Annotated in this window: 28 protein-coding genes and 2 pseudogenes; 14 read left to right on the forward strand and 16 right to left on the reverse strand. The window is 59.4% G+C overall.

Annotation, left to right across the window (positions count from 1 at the left end):
* Positions 1 to 95 precede the first annotated feature (95 nt).
* The 4 genes from trkA to def are packed head-to-tail and all read right to left on the reverse strand — an operon-like array spanning position 96 to position 4,319.
* Positions 96 to 1,469, reverse strand: coding sequence for a Trk system potassium transporter TrkA (gene trkA / locus FFH21_RS28340; protein WP_004660327.1), 1,374 nt, complete (start codon positions 1,467 to 1,469; stop codon positions 96 to 98).
* Entirely contained in the window at positions 1,466 to 2,812 is a 1,347-nt protein-coding gene (rsmB, locus tag FFH21_RS28345; RefSeq protein WP_004660329.1) for a 16S rRNA (cytosine(967)-C(5))-methyltransferase RsmB, read from the reverse strand. Before rsmB ends, trkA begins: the two co-directional genes overlap by 4 nt.
* A complete protein-coding gene (fmt, locus tag FFH21_RS28350; protein ID WP_004660331.1) occupies positions 2,809 to 3,753 on the reverse strand; it encodes a methionyl-tRNA formyltransferase in 945 nt (314 codons plus the stop codon). Before fmt ends, rsmB begins: the two co-directional genes overlap by 4 nt.
* Before the next feature lie 59 nt (positions 3,754 to 3,812).
* Positions 3,813 to 4,319 (reverse strand): peptide deformylase, encoded by a 507-nt coding sequence (gene def, locus FFH21_RS28355; RefSeq protein ID WP_004662856.1) that lies wholly within the window; start codon positions 4,317 to 4,319, stop codon positions 3,813 to 3,815.
* Between the two features lie 125 nt (positions 4,320 to 4,444).
* On the opposite strand from def, the gene FFH21_RS28360 reads away from it, so the two are divergent.
* The 3 genes from FFH21_RS28360 (at position 4,445) to FFH21_RS28370 (ending at position 7,308) form a co-directional block, all read left to right on the forward strand.
* Entirely contained in the window at positions 4,445 to 5,470 is a 1,026-nt protein-coding gene (locus FFH21_RS28360; protein WP_002551334.1) for a LysM peptidoglycan-binding domain-containing protein, read from the forward strand.
* 123 nt (positions 5,471 to 5,593) lie between these two features.
* Positions 5,594 to 6,712 carry a DNA-processing protein DprA gene (dprA, locus tag FFH21_RS28365; RefSeq protein ID WP_011167289.1) on the forward strand — a complete coding sequence of 373 codons (1,119 nt, stop codon included), beginning with the start codon at positions 5,594 to 5,596 and terminating at the stop codon, positions 6,710 to 6,712.
* 38 nt (positions 6,713 to 6,750) lie between these two features.
* The gene (locus FFH21_RS28370) at positions 6,751 to 7,308 is read left to right on the forward strand and encodes an L-threonylcarbamoyladenylate synthase (RefSeq protein WP_004662860.1); all 558 of its coding nucleotides are present in this window, start codon (positions 6,751 to 6,753) and stop codon (positions 7,306 to 7,308) included.
* 19 nt (positions 7,309 to 7,327) lie between these two features.
* Here the strand turns inward: FFH21_RS28370 and FFH21_RS28375 are convergent, their stop codons facing one another.
* A complete protein-coding gene (locus FFH21_RS28375; RefSeq protein WP_011167290.1) occupies positions 7,328 to 8,305 on the reverse strand; it encodes an NADPH:quinone reductase in 978 nt (325 codons plus the stop codon).
* Positions 8,306 to 8,476: 171 nt separating this feature from the next.
* On the opposite strand from FFH21_RS28375, the gene hemF reads away from it, so the two are divergent.
* Positions 8,477 to 9,391, forward strand: a complete 915-nt coding sequence (gene hemF / locus FFH21_RS28380; RefSeq protein ID WP_011167291.1) for an oxygen-dependent coproporphyrinogen oxidase — start codon at positions 8,477 to 8,479, stop codon at positions 9,389 to 9,391.
* On the forward strand, positions 9,391 to 10,215 hold the full coding sequence (gene aroE / locus FFH21_RS28385) for a shikimate dehydrogenase (RefSeq protein ID WP_004643629.1): 825 nt from the start codon (positions 9,391 to 9,393) through the stop codon (positions 10,213 to 10,215). Before hemF ends, aroE begins: the two co-directional genes overlap by 1 nt.
* 96 nt (positions 10,216 to 10,311) lie before the next feature.
* Here the strand turns inward: aroE and FFH21_RS28390 are convergent, their stop codons facing one another.
* From FFH21_RS28390 to betC, 3 genes are all read right to left on the reverse strand, one after another.
* A complete protein-coding gene (locus tag FFH21_RS28390; protein ID WP_011167292.1) occupies positions 10,312 to 11,880 on the reverse strand; it encodes a SulP family inorganic anion transporter in 1,569 nt (522 codons plus the stop codon).
* A gap of 176 nt (positions 11,881 to 12,056) precedes the next feature.
* Positions 12,057 to 12,983 (reverse strand): choline ABC transporter substrate-binding protein, encoded by a 927-nt coding sequence (locus FFH21_RS28400; protein WP_004660350.1) that lies wholly within the window; start codon positions 12,981 to 12,983, stop codon positions 12,057 to 12,059.
* Positions 12,984 to 13,020: 37 nt separating this feature from the next.
* On the reverse strand, positions 13,021 to 14,526 hold the full coding sequence (betC, locus tag FFH21_RS28405) for a choline-sulfatase (RefSeq protein ID WP_011167293.1): 1,506 nt from the start codon (positions 14,524 to 14,526) through the stop codon (positions 13,021 to 13,023).
* A 114-nt stretch (positions 14,527 to 14,640) separates the two neighbouring features.
* Between betC and FFH21_RS28410 the strand changes: the two genes are divergently transcribed.
* The 3 genes from FFH21_RS28410 (at position 14,641) to FFH21_RS28420 (ending at position 16,998) form a co-directional block, all read left to right on the forward strand.
* The gene (locus tag FFH21_RS28410; RefSeq protein WP_002551343.1) at positions 14,641 to 15,591 is read left to right on the forward strand and encodes a LysR family transcriptional regulator; all 951 of its coding nucleotides are present in this window, start codon (positions 14,641 to 14,643) and stop codon (positions 15,589 to 15,591) included.
* A 36-nt stretch (positions 15,592 to 15,627) separates the two neighbouring features.
* On the forward strand, positions 15,628 to 15,960 hold the full coding sequence (locus tag FFH21_RS28415) for a DOPA 4,5-dioxygenase family protein (RefSeq protein WP_004660355.1): 333 nt from the start codon (positions 15,628 to 15,630) through the stop codon (positions 15,958 to 15,960).
* 213 nt (positions 15,961 to 16,173) lie between these two features.
* The gene (locus tag FFH21_RS28420) at positions 16,174 to 16,998 is read left to right on the forward strand and encodes an alpha/beta fold hydrolase (protein WP_011167294.1); all 825 of its coding nucleotides are present in this window, start codon (positions 16,174 to 16,176) and stop codon (positions 16,996 to 16,998) included.
* 184 nt (positions 16,999 to 17,182) lie between these two features.
* On the opposite strand, the gene FFH21_RS28430 is transcribed toward FFH21_RS28420, so the two are convergent.
* The 3 genes from FFH21_RS28430 to trpB form a co-directional block, all read right to left on the reverse strand.
* Complete coding sequence (locus FFH21_RS28430) at positions 17,183 to 17,713, reverse strand: anti-virulence regulator CigR family protein (protein ID WP_004662871.1); 531 nt, start codon at positions 17,711 to 17,713, stop codon at positions 17,183 to 17,185.
* Between the two features lie 125 nt (positions 17,714 to 17,838).
* On the reverse strand, positions 17,839 to 18,651 hold the full coding sequence (gene trpA, locus FFH21_RS28435) for a tryptophan synthase subunit alpha (RefSeq protein ID WP_004660359.1): 813 nt from the start codon (positions 18,649 to 18,651) through the stop codon (positions 17,839 to 17,841).
* Positions 18,648 to 19,877 (reverse strand): tryptophan synthase subunit beta, encoded by a 1,230-nt coding sequence (gene trpB, locus FFH21_RS28440; protein WP_011167295.1) that lies wholly within the window; start codon positions 19,875 to 19,877, stop codon positions 18,648 to 18,650. Before trpB ends, trpA begins: the two co-directional genes overlap by 4 nt.
* Before the next feature lie 79 nt (positions 19,878 to 19,956).
* Here trpB and FFH21_RS28445 point away from each other — a divergent pair, with 79 nt between their 5' ends.
* The gene (locus FFH21_RS28445) at positions 19,957 to 20,913 is read left to right on the forward strand and encodes a LysR family transcriptional regulator (RefSeq protein ID WP_004660362.1); all 957 of its coding nucleotides are present in this window, start codon (positions 19,957 to 19,959) and stop codon (positions 20,911 to 20,913) included.
* Here FFH21_RS28445 and FFH21_RS28450 read toward each other — a convergent pair whose 3' ends face one another.
* The gene (locus FFH21_RS28450; RefSeq protein WP_003318456.1) at positions 20,914 to 21,240 is read right to left on the reverse strand and encodes a YqjD family protein; all 327 of its coding nucleotides are present in this window, start codon (positions 21,238 to 21,240) and stop codon (positions 20,914 to 20,916) included.
* Between the two features lie 166 nt (positions 21,241 to 21,406).
* On the opposite strand from FFH21_RS28450, the gene FFH21_RS28455 reads away from it, so the two are divergent.
* Positions 21,407 to 21,622 (forward strand): dodecin, encoded by a 216-nt coding sequence (locus FFH21_RS28455; RefSeq protein ID WP_002551350.1) that lies wholly within the window; start codon positions 21,407 to 21,409, stop codon positions 21,620 to 21,622.
* A gap of 148 nt (positions 21,623 to 21,770) precedes the next feature.
* The gene (locus FFH21_RS28460; protein WP_002551351.1) at positions 21,771 to 21,995 is read left to right on the forward strand and encodes a DUF1161 domain-containing protein; all 225 of its coding nucleotides are present in this window, start codon (positions 21,771 to 21,773) and stop codon (positions 21,993 to 21,995) included.
* A gap of 138 nt (positions 21,996 to 22,133) precedes the next feature.
* On the opposite strand, the gene FFH21_RS28465 is transcribed toward FFH21_RS28460, so the two are convergent.
* A complete protein-coding gene (locus FFH21_RS28465) occupies positions 22,134 to 23,135 on the reverse strand; it encodes an LLM class flavin-dependent oxidoreductase (RefSeq protein ID WP_004660365.1) in 1,002 nt (333 codons plus the stop codon).
* A gap of 212 nt (positions 23,136 to 23,347) precedes the next feature.
* Between FFH21_RS28465 and FFH21_RS28470 the strand changes: the two genes are divergently transcribed.
* Positions 23,348 to 23,779, forward strand: a complete 432-nt coding sequence (locus tag FFH21_RS28470; RefSeq protein ID WP_002551353.1) for an OsmC family protein — start codon at positions 23,348 to 23,350, stop codon at positions 23,777 to 23,779.
* A gap of 118 nt (positions 23,780 to 23,897) precedes the next feature.
* Positions 23,898 to 24,131: a DUF1161 domain-containing protein gene (locus FFH21_RS28475; protein WP_011167298.1), complete on the forward strand. Its 234-nt coding sequence runs from the start codon at positions 23,898 to 23,900 to the stop codon at positions 24,129 to 24,131.
* Here the strand turns inward: FFH21_RS28475 and FFH21_RS28480 are convergent, their stop codons facing one another.
* Both FFH21_RS28480 and FFH21_RS30910 read right to left on the reverse strand, forming a co-directional pair.
* Entirely contained in the window at positions 24,132 to 24,497 is a 366-nt protein-coding gene (locus FFH21_RS28480; protein ID WP_162885674.1) for a hypothetical protein, read from the reverse strand.
* Between the two features lie 85 nt (positions 24,498 to 24,582).
* A pseudogene (locus FFH21_RS30910) lies at positions 24,583 to 24,891 on the reverse strand (hypothetical protein); the annotation flags it as partial.
* Between the two features lie 52 nt (positions 24,892 to 24,943).
* Here FFH21_RS30910 and FFH21_RS28490 point away from each other — a divergent pair.
* Positions 24,944 to 26,203, forward strand: a complete 1,260-nt coding sequence (locus tag FFH21_RS28490; RefSeq protein ID WP_004662877.1) for an IS256-like element ISPsy17 family transposase — start codon at positions 24,944 to 24,946, stop codon at positions 26,201 to 26,203.
* Between the two features lie 61 nt (positions 26,204 to 26,264).
* Here the strand turns inward: FFH21_RS28490 and FFH21_RS30915 are convergent.
* Positions 26,265 to 26,633 (reverse strand): annotated as a pseudogene (locus tag FFH21_RS30915) (hypothetical protein); the annotation flags it as partial.
* Positions 26,634 to 26,679: the final 46 nt, after the last annotated feature.

The raw sequence follows: 26,679 nt of genomic DNA on the forward strand, positions 1-26,679 counted from the left end.
CGGGCTCAGAGAGAATTCGCCCGAGTCGACGAGCGTTGCCGACAGGGCGCGTCGGCAAGAGGTTCAGTCAGGGTCATACCCTGTTCAGGAGCGGTTCAGAAAAAGCTCAGGCCGACCTGAAACAGCCGCTCAACCTCGCGGATGCATTTTTTATCCACAAGGAACATGATCACATGGTCACCGGATTCGATCACGGTGATGTCATGGGCGATAAGCACTTGTTCGTCGCGGATGATCGCACCGATTGCCGTGCCGGTCGGCAGGTTGATGTCCTTGATGGCGCGACCGACCACTTTGCTGGATTTCGGGTCGCCGTGCGCGACGATCTCGATGGCTTCGGCTGCACCGCGCCGTAACGAGTGCACGCTGACGATATCGCCCCGTCGCACATGAGCCAGCAGCGTGCCGATGGTTGCCAGTTGCGGGCTGACCGCCACATCAATCTCACCGCCCTGGACCAGATCGACGTAGGCGGGGTTGTTGATCAGGGTCATCACCTTGCGTGCGCCCAGCCGTTTGGCCAGCAGCGACGACATGATGTTGGCTTCATCGTCGTTGGTCAGCGCCAGGAACAGGTCGGTATTGTTGATGTTTTCTTCCATCAGCAAATCACGGTCCGATGAGCTGCCCTGTAGCACCACCGTACTGTTCAGATGCTCCGACAGATAGCGGCAGCGCGCCGGGTTCACTTCGATGATCTTTACCTGATAGCGGCTTTCAATGGCTTCAGCCAGACGCTCGCCGATGTTGCCACCGCCTGCGATGACGATGCGCTTGTAGTTCTCGTCCAGACGCCTCAGCTCACCCATCACCGCACGAATATCGGCCTTGGCGGCGATGAAGAACACCTCGTCGTCGGCTTCGATGACCGTATCGCCGTGGGGCAGGATCGCCCGGTCGCGCCGATAGATCGCCGCGATACGGGTGTCGACATTGGGCATGTGCGCACGTAACTGGCGCAGCTGCTGGCCCACCAAGGCACCGCCGTAATAGGCTTTGACCGCGACCAGTTGTGCCTTGCCTTCGGCGAAATCGATGACCTGTAGCGCGCCGGGGTACTCGATCAGACGCTTGATGTAATTGGTAACCACCTGTTCCGGGCTGATCAACACGTCGACCGGAATCGCGTTTTTATCGAACAGGCCCGCGCGTGTCAGGTACGCCGCTTCGCGGATGCGCGCGATCTTGGTCGGCGTGTGGAACAGCGTGTGGGCCACCTGGCAGGCGATCATATTGGCTTCGTCGCTGCTGGTCACCGCGACCAGCATGTCGGCGTCGTCCGCGCCCGCCTGGCGCAGGACTGCGGGATAGGAGCCCTTGCCCTGCACGGTACGGATATCCAGGCGGTCGCCCAGATCGCGTAACCGGTCGCCATCGGTGTCGACCACGGTAATGTCGTTGGCTTCGCCCGCCAGATGCTCGGCCAGCGTACCGCCTACCTGACCTGCACCCAGAATGATGATCTTCACCTGCTTACTCCCGCGCCGCCTCGACCTTGATCCGCGATCTTGATCAGTTTGGCGTAGTAGAAACCGTCGTGGCCGCCTTGCTGGGCAAGCAGCTGGCGACCATGGGCTTGCTTGATACCTGCGGGTGGCTGTCCGGCCTGCCCGGCGATATCCAGTTCTCTGGCCCCGGAGGTGCGGGCCAGAAACGCCTCGATGACGTCGGTATTTTCGGTCGGCAGTGTCGAGCAGGTCGCGTACACCAGCATGCCGCCTACCTGCAGCGTAGGCCACAACGCGTCGAGCAGTTCGCCCTGCAGGCTGGCGAGCGCGGCGATGTCATCCAGTTGGCGGGTCAGCTTGATGTCCGGGTGGCGACGGATTACACCTGTCGCCGAGCACGGTGCGTCGAGCAGGATGCGCTGGAAAGGCTTGCCGTCCCACCACTGCGCCGTTTCGCGGGCGTCGGCAGCGATCAGCTCGGCGTCCAGCCCCAGACGATCAAGGTTTTCACGCACGCGCACCAGGCGCTTGGCTTCGAGGTCCACCGCCACTACGCCGCTCAATTGCGGCTGCACTTCCAGCAAATGGCAGGTCTTGCCACCTGGCGCGCAGCACGCGTCGAGCACGCGTTGCCCGGGTGCGAGCTCCAGCAGGTCGGCGGCCAGTTGCGCGGCTTCGTCCTGAACGCTGATCCAGCCTTCGGCAAAGCCCGGCAGCGAGCGCACGTCGCAGGGCTCGGCAAGTACGATGCCGTCCTGACTGAAGGTGCACGCGCTGGCTTGCAGCCCGGCAGTGTTCAGCAGCTCAAGGTACTGGTCGCGGCTGTTATGCCGACGGTTGACCCGCAAAATCATCGGCGGATGCGCATTGTTGGCTGCGCAGATCGCTTCCCATTGCTCCGGCCACGCCGCTTTCAGGGCTTTTTGCAACCAGCGCGGGTGGGCGGTGCGCACCACCGGGTCGTGTTCCAGCTCAATCAACAGCGCTTCGCCATCGCGTTGCGCGTTGCGTAGTACGGCGTTGAGCAAGCCTTTGGCCCACGGTTTTTTCAGCTTGTGAGCGCAGCCAACGGTTTCACCAATGGCCGCATGCGCAGGAATTCGGCTGTAAAACAGCTGGTAAAGACCTACCAGCAGCAACGCCTCGACGTCGGCATCGGCGGCCTTGAAGGGTTTTTGCAACAGTTTGGCCGCCAGTGCCGACAGGCGTGGCTGCCAGCGTGCGGTGCCGAACGCCAGATCCTGAGTCAGGCCGCGATCACGCACCTCGACCTTGTCCAGTTGAGTGGGCAGCGAACTGTTCAGCGACGCCTTGCCGCTGAGCACGGCAGCCAGTGCCTTGGCGGCGGCCAGACGCGGGTTCATTGGCCCAGCACCGTGCCGATGGCGAATTTCTCGCGACGGCTGTTGAACAGATCAGCAAAATTCAGCGGCTTGCCGCCCGGCAGTTGCAGACGGGTCAGGCGCAGGGCGTTCTGGCCGCAGGCGACGATCAGGCCGTCCTTGCTGGCGCTGAGTACAGTTCCCGGTACGCCCTGCCCTTCGGCCAGATCGGCAGCCAGCACTTTCAGGGTTTCTTCGTTCAGCGTGCTGTGGCAGATCGGCCACGGGTTGAAGGCGCGGATCAGACGTTCCAGCTCATCGGCCGGACGTGTCCAGTCGAGACGCGCCTCATCCTTGTTCAATTTATGAGCGTAATTGGCCAGGCTGTCGTCCTGAACCTCGCCGACCAGCGAACCATCCGCCAGCCCTGCAATGGCCTGCAACACCGCTGGTGGGCCGAGTTCGGCCAGACGGTCATGCAGCGTGCCACCGGTGTCCTGTGCGGTGATCGGAGTGACGGCCTTGAGCAGCATCGGCCCGGTGTCCAGACCTGCTTCCATTTGCATCACGGTCACACCGCTCTCGGCATCACCGGCCTGCACCGCGCGCTGAATCGGCGCAGCACCGCGCCAGCGTGGCAGCAGCGACGCATGGCTGTTGATGCAGCCCAGACGCGGGATATCCAGCACCACCTGCGGCAGAATCAAGCCGTAGGCGACCACCACCATCAAATCAGGCTTGAGCGCAGCCAGTTCTGCCTGCGCCTCAGGGGCGCGCAGCGTGGGCGGCTGCATGACCGGGATTTCATGCTGCAGTGCCAGTTGCTTGACCGGGCTGGGCATCAGCTTTTGTCCACGACCGGCCGGGCGATCAGGCTGGGTGTACACGGCGACGATCTGGTAAGGGCTGTCGAGCAGGGCCTTGAGGTGTTCGGCGGCAAATTCCGGGGTGCCGGCGAAGACGATGCGCAGTGGCTCAGTCATGGGCTTCTCGTTCTAAAAAACAAAAAGGCCTTGTGCAGGCCTTTTGAAGGGACGAAGGATCAAGCGTTCAGCTTGTGCTGTTTCTCGAGTTTTTTCTTGATCCGGTCGCGCTTGAGGTTAGAGAGGTAATCAACGAACAGCTTGCCGTTCAGGTGATCGCACTCATGCTGGATGCAGATGGCGAGCAGGCCTTCGGCAACCAGTTCGTAAGGCTTGCCGTTACGGTCCAGCGCCTTGACGCGGACCTTTTGCGGGCGGTCGACGTTCTCGTAGAAACCGGGTACCGACAGGCAGCCTTCCTGATACTGATCCATTTCATCGGTCAGTTTTTCGATTTCAGGGTTGATGAAGACCATCGGTTCGCTGCGGTCTTCGCTCAGGTCCATGACAACCACACGCTTGTGGACATTGACCTGCGTGGCAGCCAGCCCGATGCCGGGCGCTTCGTACATGGTTTCAAACATGTCGTCGACCAACTGGCGAATGCCTTCGTCTACCATCGCCACAGGTTTGGCGATGGTGCGCAGGCGCGAATCGGGAAATTCGAGGATGTTTAGAATGGCCATATACGTAAGAGCTGCACTGTTAAGGTAAAGTCAATGTTGGGTGCCGGGCCCGGGAGTTCAAGGCAGGCAGCCCAGGACAGGACTCTAGGGTTCGCGTGAGGCAACATGATAAAGGGATTCACCGCATGAGGAAATCACTACTCGCCCTGCTGCTGTTGACCGCCAGCGGTCTTGCTCAGGCGCAAGTGCAACTCAGGGAAGGCTATCCGCAGAGCTACACCGTTGTCGCCGGGGACACACTCTGGGACATTTCCGGCAAGTTTTTGCGTGAACCGTGGAAATGGCGCGAGATATGGCGGGCCAATCCGCAAGTCCATGATCCTGACCTGATCTACCCCGGTGACACCCTCGCGCTGACCTGGGTCGATGGTCAGCCGCGCGTGACGCTCAATCGGGGCGAGTCGCGCGGGACCATCAAATTGTCACCGCGTGTGCGCAGTACGCCGATGGTCGAGGCCATTCCAAGTATTCCGCTGGGCGCAATCAACGCTTTCCTGATCAGCAATCGCATCGTCGACAATGCCGAGCAGTTCGAAAAGGCCCCCTACATCGTCGCGGGCAATGCCGAGCGCGTGCTCAGCGGCAGCGGTGACCGGGCCTATGCACGAGGCACGCTGGACCCGGCGCACACTGTTTACGGCATTTTCCGACAGGGCAAGACCTACACCGACCCACAGACCAAGGAAGTGCTGGGGATCAACGCGGATGACATCGGCAGCGCTGAGGTGGTTGCCTCCGAGGGCGACGTCTCGACTCTGGTTCTGCAGCGCTCTACGCAGGAAGTGCGCCTGGGCGACCGATTGTTCAGCAGCGAAGAGCGAGCGATCAACTCGACTTTCCTGCCCAGCGCCCCGCAAACGCCGATAGAAGGTTTGATTCTGGATGTGCCACGCGGCGTAACCCAGGTCAGCGTGCTGGATGTGGTCACTCTCAACAAAGGCAAACGTGACGGCCTGGCCGAGGGGAATGTGCTGGCGATCTACAAAACCAGCGAGACAGTGCGCGACCGAATCACCGGTGAACAGGTAAAAATCCCTGACGAACGGTCTGGCCTGCTCATGGTTTTCCGTACGTACGACAAGCTTAGTTACGCCTTGGTCCTGCAAGCCAACCGATCTTTGGCCATCATGGACAAGGTTCGGAATCCTTAAACGTATGTTTCAGTTCTGCTACGGATTTGTGTGACGAGCCAAACACTTATCAAATTGTTGTCAACAGAGTTATCCACAGGTTTGTGCATCGTCTGAGATGCACAATGGATCAGGGACGATCTCATGCCACTGTTCGAAAATGCCCTCTCTTCGCCAGCAGAGCTGGAAGCCCGTCTGCGCATGCATCGCTTGCCCGAGATCGGACCGAAACGCTTTTCCAGGCTGATCGAAGCCTTCGGTTCTGCGTCGTCTGCGCTGAGCGCACCGGCCAGTGCGTGGCGTGCGCTGGGTATTCCAGGTGCCTGCGCCGAGGCGCGTCGAGCCCCTTCCGTCAGGGACGGTGCGAGTGCTGCATTGGCCTGGTTGGAGTGTCCGGCCCAGCATTTGCTGATGTGGGACGACCCTTGCTATCCCGCTCTGCTGGCCGAAATCGCCGACCCTCCGCCGCTGATCTTCATTGCCGGCGACCCTTCAATCCTCGAGCGTCCGCAGTTGGGAATGGTCGGCAGTCGTCGCGCTTCCAGACCCGGGCTGGACACCGCCAGAGCTTTTGCGCGCAGCCTGGCGGGTGCCGGTTTTGTGATCACCAGCGGTCTGGCGCGCGGCATTGACGGAGCCGCGCATCAGGGCGCACTGGATGTCGGTGGGCATACAATCGGTGTGCTGGGCACCAGGCTTGAAAAACTTTATCCACAGCAGCATCGTGCGCTCGCCGCGCAGATGGCGGCACAAGGTGGCGCGGTGATTTCCGAGTTCCCGCTGGACGCTGAACCACAGCCCAGTAACTTCCCGCGGCGCAACCGAATCATCAGCGGCCTGTCGCTCGGCGTACTGGTGGTCGAGGCCAGTGTTGCCAGTGGCTCTTTGATTACCGCACGCCTGGCCGCTGAGCAAGGGCGAGAGGTTTATGCGATACCGGGTTCGATTCACCATCCGGGTGCCAAGGGTTGCCACCAGTTGATACGCGATGGCGCAACGCTGGTCGAGACCGTTGAGCACATTCTTGAAGGCTTGCAGCACTGGAAGAGCGTTGCGCCCGCTGCACCGCCCGAGACACCTGCCAAACCGGTGCCTTGCGACCATCCACTTCTGGCGCTGCTGCACGCTGCGCCGCATACCAGCGAGGGGTTATCGGTCTCCAGCGGCTGGCCGTTGCCCAAGGTACTGGCGGGCCTGACCGAGCTGGAACTGGACGGCAGAATAAGCTGTGAAGCGGGACGATGGTTCGCCAGAGCGCCCTGAGGTTAAACTGCCGTCAGGATTTAGCGGAGAGACAAACAATGGTCAGCAGTTGGCGTGTGCAACAAGCCGCTCAGGATATTCGAGCCGGTGCGGTGATTGCTTACCCGACCGAGGCAGTCTGGGGCCTGGGCTGTGATCCATGGGATGAAGAAGCGGTTTATCGTTTGCTGGCGATCAAGTCACGGCCAGTGGAAAAAGGCCTGATCCTGATCGCCGACAACATTCGCCAGTTCGACTTTCTGTTCGAAGACTTCCCCCAATTGTGGCTCGACCGCATGGCCAGCACCTGGCCAGGGCCCAATACCTGGCTGGTGCCGCATCAGAACCTGCTGCCCGAGTGGATCACCGGCATTCATGAAACCGTGGCGCTGCGCGTCACCGACCACCCTACGGTGCGCGAACTGTGCGCGCTGGTCGGCCCGTTGATTTCCACATCGGCCAACCCGGCAGGTCGCCCGGCTGCCCGTTCGCGATTGCGCGTCGAGCAGTACTTCCGGGGTCAGATCGACGGTGTGCTGGGCGGCAGCCTGGGCGGCCGCCGAAACCCCAGCGTGATCCGTGATATCGCGACCGGCCAGGTCATGCGCGCTGGCTGACGCTGGCGGGAGTGCAGGCTCAGGGAATCAGAATGGTCGAGCCAGTGGTGCGCCGAGCGGACAGCTCGGTTTGCGCCTTGGCGGCGTCCTTCAAGGCGTACTGCTGAATGTTGTCGACCTTGAGTTTGCCGCTGGCGAGCATGTCGAACAGCTCGTCAGCCATGGCTTGCAGGTTCTGCGCATTGTTTGCGTAGGTGCCCAGCGTCGGGCGGGTGACATACACCGAGCCTTTTTGCGCCAGAATCCCCAGATTCACACCTGAGACCGGTCCGGACGCATTGCCGAAGCTCACCACCAGCCCACGCGGTGCCACGCTGTCGAGCGATGTCAGCCAGGTGTCCTGCCCCACGCCGTCGAAGACCACCGGGCACTTCTTGCCGTCGGTGAGTTCCAGCACACGTTTGGCGACGTCTTCGTGGCTGTAGTCGATGGTTTCCCAGGCACCCAGCGCCTTGGCGTGAGCGGCCTTTTCCGGTGAACTGACCGTGCCGATCAGCTTCGCGCCCAATGCCTTGGCCCACTGACAGGCCAACGAGCCGACACCACCCGCCGCCGCATGAAACAGAATGATCTCGCCCGGCTTCACCTGATAGGTCTGGCGCAACAGGTATTGCACGGTCAGGCCCTTGAGCATCAACGCAGCGGCCTGCTCGAAACTGACCGAGTCCGCCAGCTTCACCAGATTCGCCTCAGGCAGCACATGCACCTCGCTGTACGCACCCAGAGGCCCGGTGCCATAGGCGACACGATCACCGACCTTGAAGCGCGTCACCTCATCACCCACCGCCTCGACCACGCCTGCCCCTTCAGCACCGAGCCCTGAAGGCAACTCAGGCGCTGGATACAGCCCGCTACGATAATAGGTATCAATGAAATTCAGGCCAATGGCCTTGTTGCGCACAACCACCGCTTGCGGCCCCGGAGCCTCTGGCTCGAAATCGACATATTCAAGAACCTCGGGTCCTCCGACAGTGCTGAACTGGATACGCTTTGCCATGTGCTCTCTCCTTGATGGTTAAAACAAGTTCCGAAAGCACCTATCGGACTCCTTCCCCCGGCCTTCGTCAACTGCCAGCCCGCGCTGCCGATGGTATGCTACGCGCCAATTTGCCTGCGCCTCTTTTGCTGCGGGGGCTCAGCCGTTTGACGTCAGCCGTAAGGGATCCTCATGAGTACCCGTACCGAGGCCGTAAAAGCCTACCTGCTCGACCTGCAAGACCGGATCTGCACCGCGCTCGAGCAGGAAGATGGCAACGCACACTTTGTGGAAGATGCCTGGACGCGTCCGGCGGGCGGCGGTGGTCGCACGCGGGTGATCGAGAATGGTGCGGTCATCGAGAAAGGTGGTGTCAATTTTTCCCACGTGTTCGGCAGCAACCTGCCGCCGTCGGCCAGTGCCCATCGGCCTGAGCTGGCCGGGCGTGGTTTCGAGGCGCTGGGCGTGTCGCTGGTGATTCACCCGCACAACCCGCATGTGCCGACGTCCCACGCCAATGTGCGGTTCTTCATTGCCGAGAAAGAAGGCGAGGAGCCGGTCTGGTGGTTTGGTGGTGGTTTCGATTTGACGCCCTACTATGGCGTCGAGGAAGACTGCGTACACTGGCACCGGGTGGCCGAACGCGCCTGTGCGCCGTTCGGCGACGATGTCTACCCGCGCTACAAGGCATGGTGCGACAGTTACTTCCACCTCAAGCATCGTGATGAGCCACGCGGTATCGGTGGTCTGTTTTTCGATGACGTGAACCAGTGGGATTTCGATACCAGCTTTGCCTTCATCCGCGCCATCGGTGATGCGTTTATCAATGCCTACCTGCCGATCGTGCGTCGTCGCAAGGCTGCGGCCTATACGGCGCAGCAGCGCGAGTTTCAGGAATTCCGTCGGGGGCGCTACGTCGAGTTCAACCTGGTGTACGACCGCGGCACGCTGTTCGGTCTGCAATCGGGTGGCCGTACCGAATCGATCCTCATGTCGCTGCCGCCGCAAGTGCGCTGGGGTTATGACTGGAAAGCCGCTCCGGGCAGTGAAGAGGCGCGTCTGACCGAATACTTCCTGACTGATCGCGACTGGCTGGCGGACAACTGATGGACCGGTACGTCGTCTTCGGTAACCCCATTGGCCACAGCAAGTCGCCGTTGATTCATCGCCTGTTTGCCGAGCAAACCGGGCAGGCGCTGGATTACCAGACGTCGCTGGCACCTTTGGATGATTTCACCGCATTTGCCCAGGCGTTTTTCCAGACCGGACGTGGTGCCAACGTGACTGTGCCGTTCAAGGAAGAAGCCTATCGCCTCGCTCATAGCCTGACCGAGCGCGGGCAGCGTGCGGGAGCCGTGAACACTTTGAGCAAGCTCGATGACGGTAAGCTGCTGGGTGACAACACCGACGGTGCCGGGCTGGTGCGCGACCTGACAGTCAATTGCGGGCGCAGCCTGCGTGGTCAGCGCATTCTGTTGCTGGGTGCGGGTGGTGCTGTTCGTGGCGCGCTGGAGCCGTTGCTGGCGGAGCAACCCGCAGTGCTGGTGATTGCCAATCGCACCGTTGAAAAAGCCGAACGACTGGCTCAGGAATTTGCGGATCTGGGTCCTGTGTTTGCCAGCAGCTTCGACTGGCTTGAAGAACCGGTGGATGTGATCATCAATGCCACCTCTGCCAGCCTGGCCGGAGAGCTGCCACCGATTTCCCCGAGCCTTATCCAGCCCGGTGCGACCTTCTGCTACGACATGATGTACAGCAAAGAGCCCACCGCCTTTTGCCGTTGGGCTACTGAGCATGGTGCGGCACAGTCGGTTGATGGCTTGGGCATGCTGGTGGAACAGGCAGCAGAAGCCTTCCTGCTATGGCGCGGCGTGCGGCCGGATTCGGCTCCGGTACTGGCCGAGTTGCGCAGGCTGCTGGCGGCTGGTTGACTGAGAGACTATCGTGCCAATGCTCCGCGTTGGCATGCCGTTCTGGACGCTCCGCGTCCTCTTGCGACGCAGGGCGTCGGGACGATGAGTTATGGCTCAATCCTCAAACAGAATCGGGCAGTTCTGCGGCCCTTCCAGCTTGTGCAATTCCTCGATCACTTGCGGTCTGGCATTTCGCATTACCAGCACCCGCCCCTGCTGACCCAAGCGCCTGGCTTCCTGATGAAGCATTTCCACGCCTGAGTAATCGATAAAGTTGATCTGCTGCGCATCAATCACTACACGCAGCCCTTCAGTGCGTTGCAGGCGAGTTTGCAGGTAATGGCTGGCACCGAAGAAGATCGAGCCGCCGACCCGCAGCACATCCTCATCGCCTTCGCGCCATTGCTGCACGCACGGTTGTGAAGTGCGTTTGAGGTAGAAGAACAGCGAGGCCAGCACACCGGCATAAATCGCGGTTTGCAGCTCCAGCAGCAGGGTGGCCAGACAGGTCAGCGCCATCACGAAAAACTCGGCGCGGCTGACACGGAACAGTGCGCGAATGCCACGACGATCCACCAGGCCCCAGCAGATCAGCAGGATCGAGGCGGCCATGGCCGGGATTGGAATGTGCGAGATCAACGAGGCTCCGGCGACCGCGAACAATGCCACCCATAGCGCCGAAAAAACGCCGGCCAACGGCGAACGCGCACCCGCCTCGTAACTCAGCGCCGCACGGGTGAACGAGCCCGCTGACAGGTAGCCGGAGAACAGCGAGCCGACCATATTCGACAGACCTTGCGCACGGACTTCCTGATTGGCGTTGAGCATCTGCTGCGAACGTGCCGACAGCGAGCGGGCAATCGACAGGCTGTTGACCAGCCCGAGCATGCCCACCGCCACTGCTGTCGGCAGCAGCTTGAGGATCAGCTCAAGGTCCAGCGGTAGCGGGCTGAAAGGCGGTAGATGGCCAACGAAGGCGCGGACTACACGGACATGGCCGAACATCGCCGGCCACAGCCACACCAACAGGCTGCTCGATACCAATGCAATCAATAAGGTTGGCCAGCGAGGCACCAGGAGTTTGAGCCCGATGCCCAGCGCCAGTGTCAACAGGCCCAGTGTCAGTGAAGGTAGATCGACCTCTCCACGATGTTCTAACACGGCGGTCAGGCTTCTAAGGGCGGTGGTCTGACTCGGCAGGTCAATGCCCAGCAGATTGGGCATCTGCCCGAGTGCAATGACTATTGCAGCGCCCAGTGTGAAGCCGAGCACCACCGAGTGCGAAACGAAATTCACCAGCGCACCGAAGCGCATCATCCCCAGCAATAGCTGGAATACACCGGCGATGAACGTCAGCAACAGGATCAACATGATGTAATCCTGACTGGCCGGCACGGCGAGCGGACTGACACTGGCATACAGCACGATGGAAATAGCCGCGGTCGGCCCACAGATGAGGTGCCAGGACGAGCCCCACAGACATGCGATCAGAACGGGAACAATGGCGGCGTACAGACCGTACTCCGGAGGCAGCCCGGCGATCAGTGCGTAAGCGATGGACTGCGGCAGGGCCAGAATCGCACCGCTCAAGCCCACCAGCGCATCACGCCCGACGCTGGCGCGATTCTGCTGCGGCAGCCAGGCGAGAAAGGGTAGGAATTTATGGCGATTGAGCCAGCGCATCGGTCCCTCGAGTGAATTGAACGTAGAGGACGCAGAGCGTCCGGAACCGCATACCCACGCGGAGCATGGGCACGATAGTCGGACACCTATCGTTCCTCACGCTCCAGCGTGGAGATGCCTTGGGTGACGCCCCGCGTCACAGATCTGCGCCACGCCGCGTGCTCAAGACCTTACGCCTACAACCTGGCTTTCACCGCCGTCAGCCCATCCTTGCCATCAAACGTCTTCACGCCCTCCAGCCACGTGTCCAGCACTGCGGGATTGGCTTTGATCCAGGCCTTTGCCGCTGCGCTATTGCTGACCTTCTTGTTCGCCACTTCAGCCATGATGCTGTTTTCCATGTCCAGGGTGAAGCTCAGATTGGTCAGCAGCTTGCCGACGTTCGGACAGGCTTGCGCATAACCCTTGCGAGTCAGGGTGAAGACCGAGCCGGTATCGCCAAAGTATTTCTCGCCGCCCTTGAGGTAATGCATACCTTTGATCTGCACGTTCATCGGATGCGGGGTCCAGCCGAGGAAGACCACAAACGCCTTCTTCTTCACATTGCGATTGACCTCGGCGAGCATCGCGGTCTCGCTCGACTCGACCAGCTTCCATTTGCCCAGATCGAATTCATTCTTCTTGATGATCTCCTGCAGCGACAGGTTGGCAGGTGCGCCAGAGCCAATGCCGTAGATCTTCTGGTCGAACTTGTCAGCGAATTTATTCAGGTCGGCAAAATCATGCACACCCGCATCCCAGACGTAATCCGGCACCGCCAGGGTGAACTCGGTGCCTTCAAGATTCCTGGCCAATTGCGTTACATCGCCGGTCGCCACGAACTTGTCGTAAAAGCCCTGCTGAGCCGGCATCCAGTTACCCAGAAAAACATCCAGCTTGCCGTCTTTCAGGCCGCCATAGGCAATCGGCACGGCCAGGGTGTCGACCTTGGCCTTGTAGCCCAGACCTTCAAGCACCACGCTGGCGATAGCATTGGTGGCCCCAATGTCACTCCAGCCCGGATCGGCCATTTTCACGGTGCTGCAACTTGCGTCCTCTGCCTGCGCCGCAAGGCTGCCGAACGTCATGACCGCGACCGCAACGGCTGTGGATAACTTCTTCATTGATGTACCCCTTTTGATTTTTTTGGTGTGGGCAGGGTCAAGGTTGCGGAAAACGTGCCTTACGCTCCAGATCGTCCAGATCAATGTGGTTGCGCATGTACTGCTGACTGGCGTCGACCAGTGGCTGGTGATCCCAACTCTTCAGCTTGCCGGTTGCCAGCGATTTGGCGACGAAGCGCCTTCTGCGCTGGCTGGCGAGCACCTGTTGGTGTATCGCCGGTATATCCCACTTGGCTCGAGCTTCAGCCAGGAAGTCATTGAACAGCTTTTCATGGGCGGGTGACTGGCTCAGATCCTTCTGCTCTTTCGGGTCCTTCTTCACATCGAAGAGCAGGCACGGGTCCTGCTCCGAATAGATGAATTTGTAAGCGCCGCGACGGATCATCATCAACGGGCTGGTCGTGCCTTCGGCCATGTACTCGCCGAACACCTCATCGTGCCCGCCCTTGCGTTTCAGGTGCGGCATCAGAGAGCGTCCGTCCAGTGGCAACCCTGCGTCCAGTTTGCCGTTGGCCATTTCGACAAAGGTCGGCAGCAAGTCGGCAGTCGACACCGACGCACTGACCCGCCCTGGCTTGAACTGGCCCGGCGAATACACCACCAACGGCACGCGGGCGGCCATTTCGAACCAGTGCATTTTGTACCAGAGGCCCTTCTCGCCCAGCATGTCGCCGTGATCGCCGGAGAACACCACGATGGTGTCTTCCGCCAGCCCGACTTCATCCAGCGTCTGCATCAGCTTGCCGACGTTGAGGTCGATGTAGCTGCACGCGCCAAAGTAGGCGCGGCGCGCATCACGAATCTTGTCGGTCGGCATGGGCTTGTCCCACAGGTCATAGACCTTGAGCAGCCGTTGCGAATGCGGGTCCAGCGCGGCCTGATTGGCGTGCGGCGGCGGCATCGGGATCTCTTCGTCGGCGTACAGGTCCCAGAACGGCTTGGGAATGGTGTACGGATCATGAGGATGAGTCATGGAAACGGTCAGGCAGAAAGGCGCATCACCGTCCTGGCGTACGTAGTCGTACAGATACTGCTGGGACTTGAACAGCACTTCTTCATCGAAATCCAGCTGGTTGGTACGAATGCACGGGCCGGCCTGCAACACTGAGGACATGTTGTGATACCAGCTCGGACGCACGTCCGGCTCGTCCCAGTTGACCGACCAGCCATAGTCGGCCGGGTAAATGTCACTGGTCAGGCGCTCTTCGTAACCGTGCAGTTGATCCGGCCCACAGAAATGCATCTTGCCTGCCAGAGCGGTCTTGTAGCCCAGCGCACGCAGATAGTGAGCGTAGGTTGGAATATCAGCGGGGAAGTCGGCTGCGTTGTCGTACGCGCCGATCTTGCTTGGCAGCTGGCCGCTGACCAGTGTGAAACGCGATGGTGCGCACAGAGGGCTGTTGCAATACGCTGAATCGAACACCACGCCGTCGGCAGCAAGGCGGCTCAGATTCGGCATCAGGATTGGAGACCGGGAGTAAAACGGCAACATTGGCGCGGCCATTTGATCGGCCATGATGAACAGAATATTTTTGCGCTTCATGTAATCGCTGCATCCCATTGTGAAAAGTTATGCGAAAGTGTTGGGTATGAGGATGAAGTCGTCGTGTTTGATGGTAAAGCCCATGCGCAGCAATGCCTAGGATAAGCACCGCTTATGTTTGAAGCTTTTGGCGACATGTCCCTCGACCTGCTGCGTGCCTTTGAAGTCGCGGCTCGCTTGCGCAGCTTCACTGCGGCGGCTATCGAACTGGGCACTACTCAGCCTGCCGTCAGCCAGCAGATCAAGCGCCTTGAAGAACAGCTGGCCACCCGCCTGTTTGACCGGATCTATCGCGGCATCGAGCTTACCGAAGCCGGCGAAATATTGTTCAGCCATGTACAGGCTGGCCTGCAATCCATCGACAGCGGACTGATAGCGATCACCGAACAGCACCAGCACGAAGTGCTTCAAGTGGCGACCGACTTTGCCTTCGCCGCCTACTGGCTGATGCCGCGTCTGCACCGTTTCCACAAGGTCAACCCGGACGTGGATGTCAGCCTGGTCACCAGCGAGCGTACCCACAGCATGTTACGCGCAGATATCGACGTTGCCGTACTGTTCGGCGACGGACGCTTCAAGCAAGGCGAAAGCCATTGGCTGTTCAGCGAAGAAGTCTTTCCAGTGTGCAGCCCGCAACTGATCACGGGTCGCCAGACGCCGCTGCCCAACGAGGCACTGCGCGACTTTCCGCTCTTGCACCTGCGCGGCGAAAGCAGCAACAACTGGTTCGACTGGGCGGGCGTATTCCGCGCCCTCGACATCCCCCAGGCCCCTACCCCCGGCCAGCTGCGTTTCGACAACTACACCCTGCTCATCCAGGCTGCGATTGGCGGACAAGGCATCGCCATCGGCTGGAAACACCTGGTCGACGACCTCCTCGACCAAGGCCTGCTCTGCCGCCCCATCGCCGGAGCCGCCATTTCCGGCCAGGGCTATTACGTGGTTTTGCCCCAGCGCAAACGGCGCGTGCAGATCGTCCAGCAGTTCATGGACTGGCTGGCGAGTGAGCAGGCGTTGAGCGGGGTTTCGCTGGCGGGCAGGCCGTTGCCGTCGATTGCGGTGTAAGCAGGCGTTCATTTTTTGGTCAGGAAGGACTCATACATGCAAGACACCCACGGCTACCACGCCCATATCTATTTCAACGCCCAGACCCTGGACCAGGCCCGAGCCCTGTGCGAAGCCGCGACCGAGAAATTTGCCGTGCAGATGGGCCGCGTTCACCAAAAGCTGGTTGGGCCGCATCCGGACTGGAGTTGCCAGTTGGCGTTCGGGCATGAGCAGTTGGCTGACGTCACTTTATGGCTCGCGCTTAATCGCGATGGATTGGTGGTTTTTCTGCATCCGTTGACGGGCGATGAGCTGCGCGACCATACCGACCATGCCATCTGGATGGGCGCGGTTCGGCCTTTGAATCTGGGCGCTCTAAGTGGCTGATAGCCAGCTTCTCGGCCGTTTTCATTCAGCAATTACAAGCGCATTCCTCGTCGAAAAGATCGGTGTAAGATAGCTCCGCTGAAAAATGACCACTCGGTCCGTTGCAGCGCAAATTTCAACAAAACGGTCATACATACGCGTCAACATCGATAAGCCGCCTTTCACGGGCTGCCTGAAATGAATGCTGAAAGACCAGACAGAGGATCATCAGAAATGCCGGATCTACTCATCGACGGTAAGACCCTTCACTACGCTGACCAAGGCACCGGGCCGGTTGTCTTGCTCGGTCACAGTTACCTTTGGGACAAGGCGATGTGGAGTGCGCAGATCGACACGCTGGCCAGCCGGTATCGGGTGATTGTGCCGGACCTTTGGGGGCATGGAGATTCCAGCGGTTTTCCGGAAGGCACCCGCAATCTCGATGATCTGGCCCGTCATGCGCTGGCGCTGCTGGATCATTTGAATATTGAGCGTTGCAGTATCGTCGGGCTGTCGGTGGGCGGCATGTGGGGTGCGATTGCTGCGCTGCTCGCGCCAGAGCGCATTACCGGGCTGGTGCTGATGGACACTTATCTGGGCAAAGAGTCGGAAGCCAAGAAAGCCTACTATTTCTCGTTGCTCGACAAGCTGGAACAGGCCGGTGCCTTTCCTGAGCCGCTGTTGGACATTGTGGTGCCGATCTTCTTCCGGCCTGGCATTGACCCGCAGTCGCCGGTGTATCAGGCGTTCCGCTCCGCATTGGCGGGTATGAATGCAGAGCAGTTGCGCCAGACTGTAGTGCCTCTGGGGCGAATGATCTTTGGTCGCGATGACTGGCTTGGGTTGCTTGAACAACTGAATGCCGACACCACGCTGGTAATGTGTGGCGATGCAGACATCCCGCGCCCGCCTGAAGAAACCCGTGAGATGGCCAGCCTGATTGGCTGCCCTTACGTGCTGGTGCCTGAAGCGGGTCATATCGCCAATCTGGAAAACCCGGATTTTGTGTCAGGGGCGCTGATGACGTTTTTGGCGCGGGTTAATCAGCAGCAGGGTTGAGGCGGGCTGGTTTCTACGCTGGGCCCTCTAGATCGGACGCGGAGCGTCCAGAACGGCATGCGACGCGGAGCGTCGCACGATAGTTGGATGATCGTTCCGCACGCTCCAGCGTGGGAATGCCGTTCGTGACGCTCCGCGTCACAAGTCTGTGTGTCACCGCGTATTCAAGGGCGTCAGCAGACCATCAATTCAAAACACCATCCAGAATCGCGTAAACAATTCCCGAACCCACGGCGATCAGTACGACGTCGGTGCCCAGGCGTCGCCATTCGTAGCCGTCATAATGTGGCAGGTATTGCAGCGAGCGGCTGTCCAGGCGTTTACCGTAACCAGGTGGCAACGGACGGCCCTTGGCGATGTGTACGCCAGGTGGCAGCGGCTGGCCTCGGCCGATGACGTCGCGGTGCTGCTGGAAGGTCTCGCGTACCGGGCCGAAATCCTGCGGTGGGCGGTTGCCGCCACGGTTGTCCTGATGGGCCTGTCTGCCTGGCTGACTGGCCGGGCCTTTATCCGGACCTCGGCCATTGTCATTGCCAGGGCCACGGTCATTGCCACGCTCGTTATGGCCGCCGTTGTTCTGCGGTCCCTGCTGCTGGCCGCCGCGGTTGTCGTCCGGGCCATCACCGCGCTGGTCAGGCGGCGCCGCTTGCAGTAGCGGGCTGGCGCTGATCATCAAGATACCCAGCCCGGTGATAAAACGGTTTGGCAGTTTCATGGTGCTTCCTCAGCTTCACTCAATGCAGCAAAAAGGGGTTCATGACATTGGTCATGAACCCCTTGTGTCGTGCTACATAGAACCGCTGATAGCGCTTTGATTCCTCTGTATCAGAAACTTTACCCTCAGCCGATGCGTGCGTTACGTACACCTTCGGCCAATGCGGCGCACAGAGTCAACACGCCATCGATTGCCTTTTCAGGCGACTCGGCAGTGGCGATCTTATCGACGAACGCCGAGCCCACTACAACGCCGTCTGCCAGACGAGCAATGGCCGCTGCCTGCTCGGGTGTGCGGATACCGAAACCGACGCTGATCGGCAGGCTGGTGTGGCGACGCAGGCGTGCGATGGCTTCAGTAACGTGCTCGGTGGTCGCCGAGCCAGCACCAGTTACACCGGCAACCGAAACGTAGTAGACAAACCCGGAGCTGCGCTCCAACACACGCGGCAAGCGCGCATCGTCGGTGGTTGGCGTGGTCAGACGGATGAAGTCGATACCGGATGCCTGTGCAGGCGTTGCCAGTTCGGCGTCGTGCTCAGGAGGCAGGTCAACGATGATCAGACCGTCGACGCCCGCTTCTTTTGCCTGCGCCACGAAGGCTTCGACGCCAAAGCGGTGGATCGGGTTGTAGTAACCCATCAGCACAATCGGCGTGGTCTGATCGTCGACACGGAATTCGCTGACCATCTGCAGGGTTTTTTGCAGGGTCTGGCCCGCGTCCAGAGCGCGTAGCGTAGCGAGCTGAATCGCCACACCGTCTGCCATCGGATCAGTGAACGGCATGCCCAACTCGATCACGTCAGCACCCGCAGCAGGCAAGCCCTTCAGGACTTGCAGCGAGGTGTCGTAGCCTGGGTCGCCGGCGGTGATGAAAGTGACCAGCGCCGCACGACCTTCGGTTTTCAGCTGGGCGAAACGTTGTTCGAGACGGCTCATACCAGCTTCTCCTGAGTTTTTTCGGCGGCTGCCATATGGTTCATGACGGTTTGCATGTCTTTGTCACCGCGCCCGGACAGGCACACGACCATCAGGTGGTCGTCGCGCAGGTTGGTTGCCCGCTTCATGGCTTCGGCCAGTGCATGAGCGGTTTCCAGTGCCGGGATGATGCCTTCGAGCAGGCAGCATTGATGGAAGGCATCCAGCGCTTCGTCATCGGTGATGCTGACGTACTCGACGCGTTTCACTTCGTGCAGGAAGGCGTGCTCCGGGCCGATACCCGGATAGTCCAGGCCAGCAGAGATCGAGTGCGCGTCTGTGATCTGCCCGTCGCCATCCTGGAGCAGGTAGGTACGGTTGCCGTGCAGCACGCCCGGTACGCCGCCATTGAGGCTGGCCGCGTGCTTGTCGGTATCCACGCCGTGACCGCCCGCTTCAACGCCGATGATTTCTACGCTGGCGTCATCGAGGAACGGATGGAACAGGCCCATGGCGTTGGAGCCGCCGCCCACGCAGGCGATCAGGCTGTCCGGCAGACGACCTTCCTTCTCCTGCATCTGCTCTTTGGTTTCCTTGCCGATGATGGCCTGGAAATCACGCACCATCGCCGGATACGGATGCGGACCTGCCACAGTGCCGATCAGGTAAAAGGTGTCGTCGACGTTGGTCACCCAGTCACGCAGGGCTTCGTTCATCGCATCTTTCAGGGTGCCGGTGCCGGAAGTGACCGGCACGATTTCGGCGCCCAGCAGCTTCATGCGGAACACGTTGGCCTGCTGACGTTCGATGTCGGTCGCGCCCATGTAGATCACGCAAGGCAAGCCAAAGCGCGCCGCGACGGTAGCGGTAGCAACGCCGTGCATGCCCGCGCCGGTTTCCGCAATCAGGCGTTTTTTGCCCATGCGCTTGGCCAGCAATACCTGGCCGATGCAGTTGTTGATCTTGTGCGCGCCGGTGTGGTTCAGCTCTTCGCGCTTGAAGTAGATCTTCGCGCCGTCACAGAATTCGGTCAGGCGCTCGGCGAAGTACAGCGGGTTTGGACGGCCCACGTAATCGCGCTGGAAGTAGGCCATTTCCTTGGCGAACTCCGGGTCGGCCTTGGCGGCTTCGTACTCGCGGTTGAGGTCTAGCACCAGCGGCATCAGAGTTTCAGCCACGTAGCGGCCGCCGAATGAGCCGAACAGGCCGTTGACGTCGGGGCCGCTGCGGAAGTTGGTCTGGGTCATGAAGTGCTCCAGTTGCAGTATTGGGCGAATGAATTGAGCCGGATCGGCAATGGGTCCACTTTAACCAGCGCACGGCTGGATGAAAACCGATAAGATCGCTGCAACCTGTCAGGAAAACTCACAGATCATGAGCCGCGACCTTCCTCCCCTCAACGCCCTGCGTGCCTTCGAAAGCACCGCCCGACTTGGCAGCGTCAGTCAGGCCGCCGAACAGCTGAACGTGACACACGGTGCTGTCAGTCGCCAATTGAAAGTGCTTGAAGAACACTTGGGTGTAAGCCTGTTCAGCAAGGATGGACGAGGCTTGAAACTCACAGATGCAGGCATTCGGTTACGCGATGTGAGTGGCGAAGCATTCGATCGATTGCGCGGCGTGTGTGTCGAACTGAGCAAGGGCAGCGCAGACGCGCCATTCGTGTTGGGATGTTCCGGCAGCCTGCTGGCGCGCTGGTTCATACCGCGTTTGAGCCGTCTTAATGCCGAGTTGCCAGACCTGCGTCTGCACCTGTCGGCAGGTGAAGGTGATCTTGACCCGCGTCGGCCAGGTCTTGATGCCCTGCTGATATTTGCCGAGCCGCCGTGGCCGGCAGACATGCAGGTATTCGAACTGGCAAGCGAGCGGATCGGACCGGTGTTGAGCCCACGTTTCGCGCGATTCGAGCGTCTGTGCGATGCACCTGCCGAGACGTTGCTGGAAGAATCGTTGCTGCAAACCACATCGCGTCCGCAGGCGTGGCCGAGCTGGGCGCAGCAGAACGGCATCGATCCGCAGTCATTGCGTTACGGGCAGGGTTTCGAGCATTTGTATTATTTGCTGGAGGCGGCCGTGGCGGGCCTTGGCATTGCAATTGCGCCCGAGCCTCTGGTCATCGATGACCTGAAGGCCGGTCGCCTGGCTGCGCCTTGGGGGTTCAGTGAAACCCCGGCGCAGCTGGCGCTTTGGGTACCCAGACGTGCGGCCGATGGACGGGCGCAGCAGCTTGCTCAGTGGTTAAAAAATGAGCTGAAGCGGTCCGGGGAACCGATCAAAAACTGATCAGTTACCGCGCTTGAACAGCATGTAGGCAGCGATCAGGCCGATGGCACCTACTGCAACGCCGGCGGTGGTCCAAGGGTGTTCCTGAGCGTAGTCGCGGGTTGCCAGTGCGTTTTCGCGGGTTTTCTCTTTAACGTCTTCGTAGACATCGCTGAGCAGGCTGCGCGAATGGCTCAGTGCGCTTTCAGCGTTGGCTTTCAGATTTTTCAGTGTCTTGCGCGACTCGTCGGTAGCGTCGGCTTTCAGGCCCTCGAGGGACTTCAGGAGGCTCTCGATCTCAGCTTCCATACTCTGCAACGAGGCTTTGCGAAGTGACGTAGTAGCCATGGTGTTTCTCCTGCAATGATGAGTGGGCGTGTTGTTTCCGACTCCGGGCTTTTTGGAAAGTGCGATGGGATTTTTGCAAAGCGCTGAACTTTTGCGCGCGTTCTCCTGACAGAAGCAGGGAGCGCGGTCTATATCGCGTCTTTTCCAGACCTTCAGGAGAACTGCCATGACCGATCATCACACGTACAAAAAAGTTGAAATCGTAGGCTCTTCCACTACCACTATCGAAGACGCCATCAACAACGCCCTGGCCGAAGCCAGCAAAAGCCTCGACCTGATGGAATGGTTTGAGGTGACCGAAACCCGCGGCCATATCGAAAACGGCAAAGTCGCGCATTTCCAGGTCACCTTGAAAGTCGGCTTCCGCATTACCAATAGCTGATGCCCTGCTGAACCTTTCGGCTGGCCGATTGCCATAACCTGCGCTACACACACTGATATGACCACACGGTTGATGTGTGGGCGTGGGGGTTTTCAATGGGCGCCTGTTCCGATGGCGTCTTCATTTGGCCGGACGAGAGGGATTACCCATGAAGAAGTTTTTGTTGGCTGTAGGCTTGCTGAGCATTGCAGGTACTGCCCTCGCGGCAGGCAAGCCATGTGAAGAGTTGAAAAGTGAAATCGACGCCAGACTCCAGGCGAAGGGCGTAACGTCCTACACGCTGGAAGTGGTCGAGAAAGGCAGCGCGTCCGACAAGCAAGTCGTCGGCACCTGCGAAGGCGGCACCAAGGAAGTCGTTTACCAGCGCGGTTGATTGCCAGCCGGGCCTGACTCAGGTCGGTTCGCCGGCTAATCCCGTTTGCAGGTTTCACGAACAGCATCGCCCCGGACTGTCATCCAGTCCGGGGCGATGCTGTTTTTGAAGCCCGCGTTGTGACCCGAAAGGTTGCTATCAGCCTTGTGCGACCTGCGCCAGAATCTCGTAGGAACGCAGCCTGTCCTCGTGCTCATACATGTCGCACGTGAAGATCAGTTCATCGGCATCGGTCTGTTCAAGCAGCACATCCAGTTTGGCGCGGATCTTGTCCGGGCCGCCAACCATCGCCAGCCCCAGGAAGCTCGCCACCGCTTCACGTTCATGCGGCAGCCACAGGCCGTCCATGGATTCGACCGGTGGGCGCTGCATCAGACTGTGCCCGCGCATCAGCGCCAGGATGCGCTGGTAAACAGATGTCGCGAGGTATTCGGCGTGCTCGTCGGTGTCTGCTGCGGATAGCGGAACGCCGAGCATCACGTAGGGTTTGTCGAGCACGGCCGATGGCTGGAAGTGATTGCGGTACACGCGAATCGCCTCATGCATATAACGCGGCGCAAAATGCGACGCGAAGGCATACGGCAAACCGCGCATGCCTGCCAGTTGAGCACTGAACAGGCTCGAGCCCAGTAGCCAGATCGGCACGTTGGTGTCTGAGCCAGGAACAGCGATCACTTTTTGATCAGGCGTACGCGGCCCCAGATATTCCATCAGCTCGGTGACGTCATCCGGAAAATCTTCGGCGCTGCCGGAGCGTTCGCGGCGCAAGGCGCGAGCGGTCATCTGATCGGAACCCGGCGCGCGACCCAGCCCCAGATCAATCCGACCGGGATACAGGCTGGCCAGCGTGCCGAACTGCTCGGCAACCACCAGTGGTGCATGGTTGGGCAGCATGATTCCGCCAGCCCCGACACGAATGGTCGACGTGCCGCCTGCCAGGTAGGCGAGCAGCACCGAGGTCGCTGAACTGGCGATGCCGTCCATGTTGTGGTGCTCGGCCACCCAGAAGCGGTTGTAACCCAGCTTTTCAACATGCTGGGCAAGGTTGAGCGAGTTGCGCAGGGAATCGGCGGGCCCTTTGTCGTGGCGCACCGGCACCAGATCAAGGGTGGAAATTTTTACATCTGCCAGACGTTTCATAGGCCGGGGTAGCTCCTCGAATTGTGATTGGCTGGCTGCTAGAGCTGCCCACGATGAAACAGCAGTGCGGGCGCAAGTCTGGCTTTTCAATGGCAGGCGGATAAAAACCTACTTAAACGCTTGGTCTTTCCGACGGTTGAACTTTCCAGAGCCGTCTATCCTCAGAACCTTGTAACAGCATTGATCCAAATTCATCTCAAGAAGGAGCCACCATGAGCATCGTCAAGAAAGCATCCGCCCACTGGGAAGGTGATCTGAAAAACGGTATCGGCAGCATTTCCACGGAAACCGGCGTGTTGAAAGAAGCGCCTTACGGCTTCAAGGCTCGTTTTGAAGGCGGTAAAGGCACCAACCCTGAAGAATTGATCGGCGCGGCCCACGCAGGCTGCTTCTCGATGGCATTGTCCATGATTCTGGGCGGTGCAGGCCTGACTGCTGAGAGCATCGACACTCAGGCTGACGTGACGCTTAACCAGATTGAAGGCGGTTTTGAAATCAGCGCTGTGCATTTGACCCTAAAGGCCAAAGTGCCAGGCGCAACGCAGGAGAAGTTCGACGAACTGACCAAGCAAGCCAAAGAAGGCTGCCCGGTTTCCAAGGTGCTGAACGCCAAGATCACTCTGGATGCTACGTTGTTGAGCTGATCCACAGCGAGCTTTGCGGGAGCGCCTTGTGCGCTCCTTCATCTTCTGTATAAAGCTGGCTTGCTTCATCGGTCATGCGTTCATTGGCGCATGGTTTGATTTTGATCAGGAGTCGAGCATGAAACGTTTTATTCTGGCAGTAACCTGCACCCTGCTGGCAACCAGCGCCCTGGCGGCACCGAAATCCTGTGAAGAACTCAAGGATGAAATCGAAGCCAAGATCCAGGCCAACAACGTCACGTCCTACACGCTGGAAATTGTTAGCAACGAAGAGGCTTCCGATCCCAGCATGATCGTCGGCAGCTGCGACAACGGTACGAAAAAAATCATCTACCAGCTCAACGGTCGCTGATCAGATGCAGTGCACCCCGCCCTCTTCTTCCTCCTCCGCCACCATCTTGCGCTCTGCATCGTAAAGCCAGGCGTCGACACTGTTCGCCAGTGAGCGTACCTCCAGCACATAACGCTGCCCGGCAGCGAAGTGGTCGTAACGAACACTGACGTAACACGTGATCTCGGTGTACTCGTCGCCGATCATCCCCATGCCGCCCGACCGGTACTCATAGTCATAACGCACCTGTAACTCATGGCTGCCCGGCGTCACCTGAAAATAGCGCCCGTCGTAGGTGTTCTCGCCATCCAGCTTGTCGCCCATGATCAACTGGCCGGTGACGGTGCGCATCTCGACCCACGCCATGTCCGGATTGACGGTGGGCAAGGGGCCGGCGCATCCGGCGAGGGTGGCTAGAGTGAGTGCGGTTATCAGTATCAGAAGACGGTTTGGCACCGAGGTGTACCTCTGTTTAAAAAGGTTTAGTGGCAACCGTTGACATGACCTGCTGTTGGCCATTCATCCAGTCTGCAGAAACTGCGCAGCGTGTTTCGGTCAAGCGTTGGATAACGGCAAAATCGCTTCTCAGGTTTCGTGAAAAGATTGGTTCATGATGAGCAATTCGATTTCGAAGCAATCGGATTTGTTCGAGATCAGCCGCGATCTTTGCTCGGTGGGCAGATACAGTGAAGCACTTTTCGAGGTTTGGAAAAAAGCGGTATAGATAAGGAGTCCAGATACGGCCTTCAAACCGTTTTGTGAACATTTTTTCCCAAAAGAGAGACTGTCAGAAATTTTGTGTTCGGACATAACATGTAGCTAGAGGTGCATGTATGCCGACCAAAAAGAAGTCCGCCAATGCAACAGCGAGGGAGTTGCCCTCGATTCCCCAAGAGCGGATCGAGCAGTTTGTTAAAGGCCCGATGAGCGCCGAAGCCATTCAAGACGCGTCCATGGCGTTCAAGAAGGCTCTGATCGAGCGTGCGCTAGGCGCCGAGCTGGGTCACCACCTTGGTTATCCTCAGGGCGCGGAGCGCCCTAAGGAGTCGACCAATCAGCGCAATGGCAAAAGCAGCAAGACGGTTCTGACCGACGACGGGCCGCTTCGCCTGGATATCCCCAGAGACCGCGATGGTAGCTTCGCCCCGATCCTGATTCCCAAGCACGAACGACGTTTTACAGGCTTCGACGACAAGATAATTGCCATGTACGCCCGGGGCATGACGGTGCGTGAGATCCGCGCTTTTCTGTCTGAGCAGTATGGAACTGACGTGTCCCATGACTTCATCAGCTCAGTCACCGATGCGGTCATGGAAGAGGTGGGCGCTTGGCAGCAACGACCCTTGGAACCGATGTATCCGGTGATCTTCTTCGATGCGTTACGGGTCAAAATCCGGGACGAGGGGTTAGTGTGCAACAAGGCTATTTATCTGGCGCTGGGGGTATTACCTGATGGCACGCGCGACATTCTGGGTATATGGATCGAGAGCACCGAGGGTGCCAAGTTTTGGATGAAGGTGTTCAACGACCTCAAGACTCGTGGCGTTGAAGATGTTCTGATCGCCGTCACGGATGGCCTCAAAGGAATACCGGAGGCGTTGGGGGCGGTTTTTCCTGCCACGACGCTGCAAACCTGCATCGTGCATCTGATCCGCAACAGCTTGGACTATGCCGCTTGGGATAAACGTCGGGCACTGGCCAAAGCACTCAAGCCGATCTACCAGGCGATCAATGCCGATGTGGCTGAGCAAGAGCTTAACGCCTTTGAAGCGGGCCCCTGGGGCAAGCAGTATCCGACTGTAGTTGCTGCATGGCGTCGCGCCTGGGATCGGGTTATACCGTTTTTTGTTTTTCCGGCGGGCATTCGCAAAGTGGTTTACACGACCAATGCCATCGAGAGCATCAATGCCCAGTTACGCAAGATCATCAAGACTCGAGGGCACTTCCCGACCGATGAGGCTGCGACGAAACTGATATGGCTTGGGTTGCGCAACATCACCGCCAACTGGGGTCATGCGGCACACGACTGGAAAGTGGCAATGAATCAATTTGCGATCCTGTACGGAGACCGATTTACCAGACCGAGCTGGTAAAACAAGGGCCTGCCTGACGGCAGGCCCTAACCAGCCCGAACACAAAAAAACTGATACTCCCCCAAAAAACGAATTTCAACTCCGCAATAACGGCCCCGGTTGTTCCACATTTCTGTCTGGCTCTTGCAAGCTCTTGTTTTGGCTTGAAAACCGGACCTGTAACATTGGGCAAGCTTTGCTCGAAGCCGGGACTCCAAGGCCACTCGGGGCCGTAAACCGAAGCGATTGCGTCTGCAACACCGTTACGAACAATCACCTCGCACAGGTGTAGCGGTGTAAGGAACGCTGCAGAGACGAGGGCGTTCCAGGCATACAAAGTGATGGCCTCATCAAGACCCCGGCCCACAGCGCGCGCTGCGTTCTCATACGTCGAAATCCGGGCAGAGGAAATGGACAATCTGATTGCCTTTGCGACCTCTAAAGCTGACATTGACGACAACTGCAAATCTCCCTATAGTCTGCCCACTTGCCGAGGG

The organism is Pseudomonas sp. KBS0707, assembly GCF_005937945.2.
GTDB lineage: Bacteria > Pseudomonadota > Gammaproteobacteria > Pseudomonadales > Pseudomonadaceae > Aquipseudomonas > Aquipseudomonas amygdali.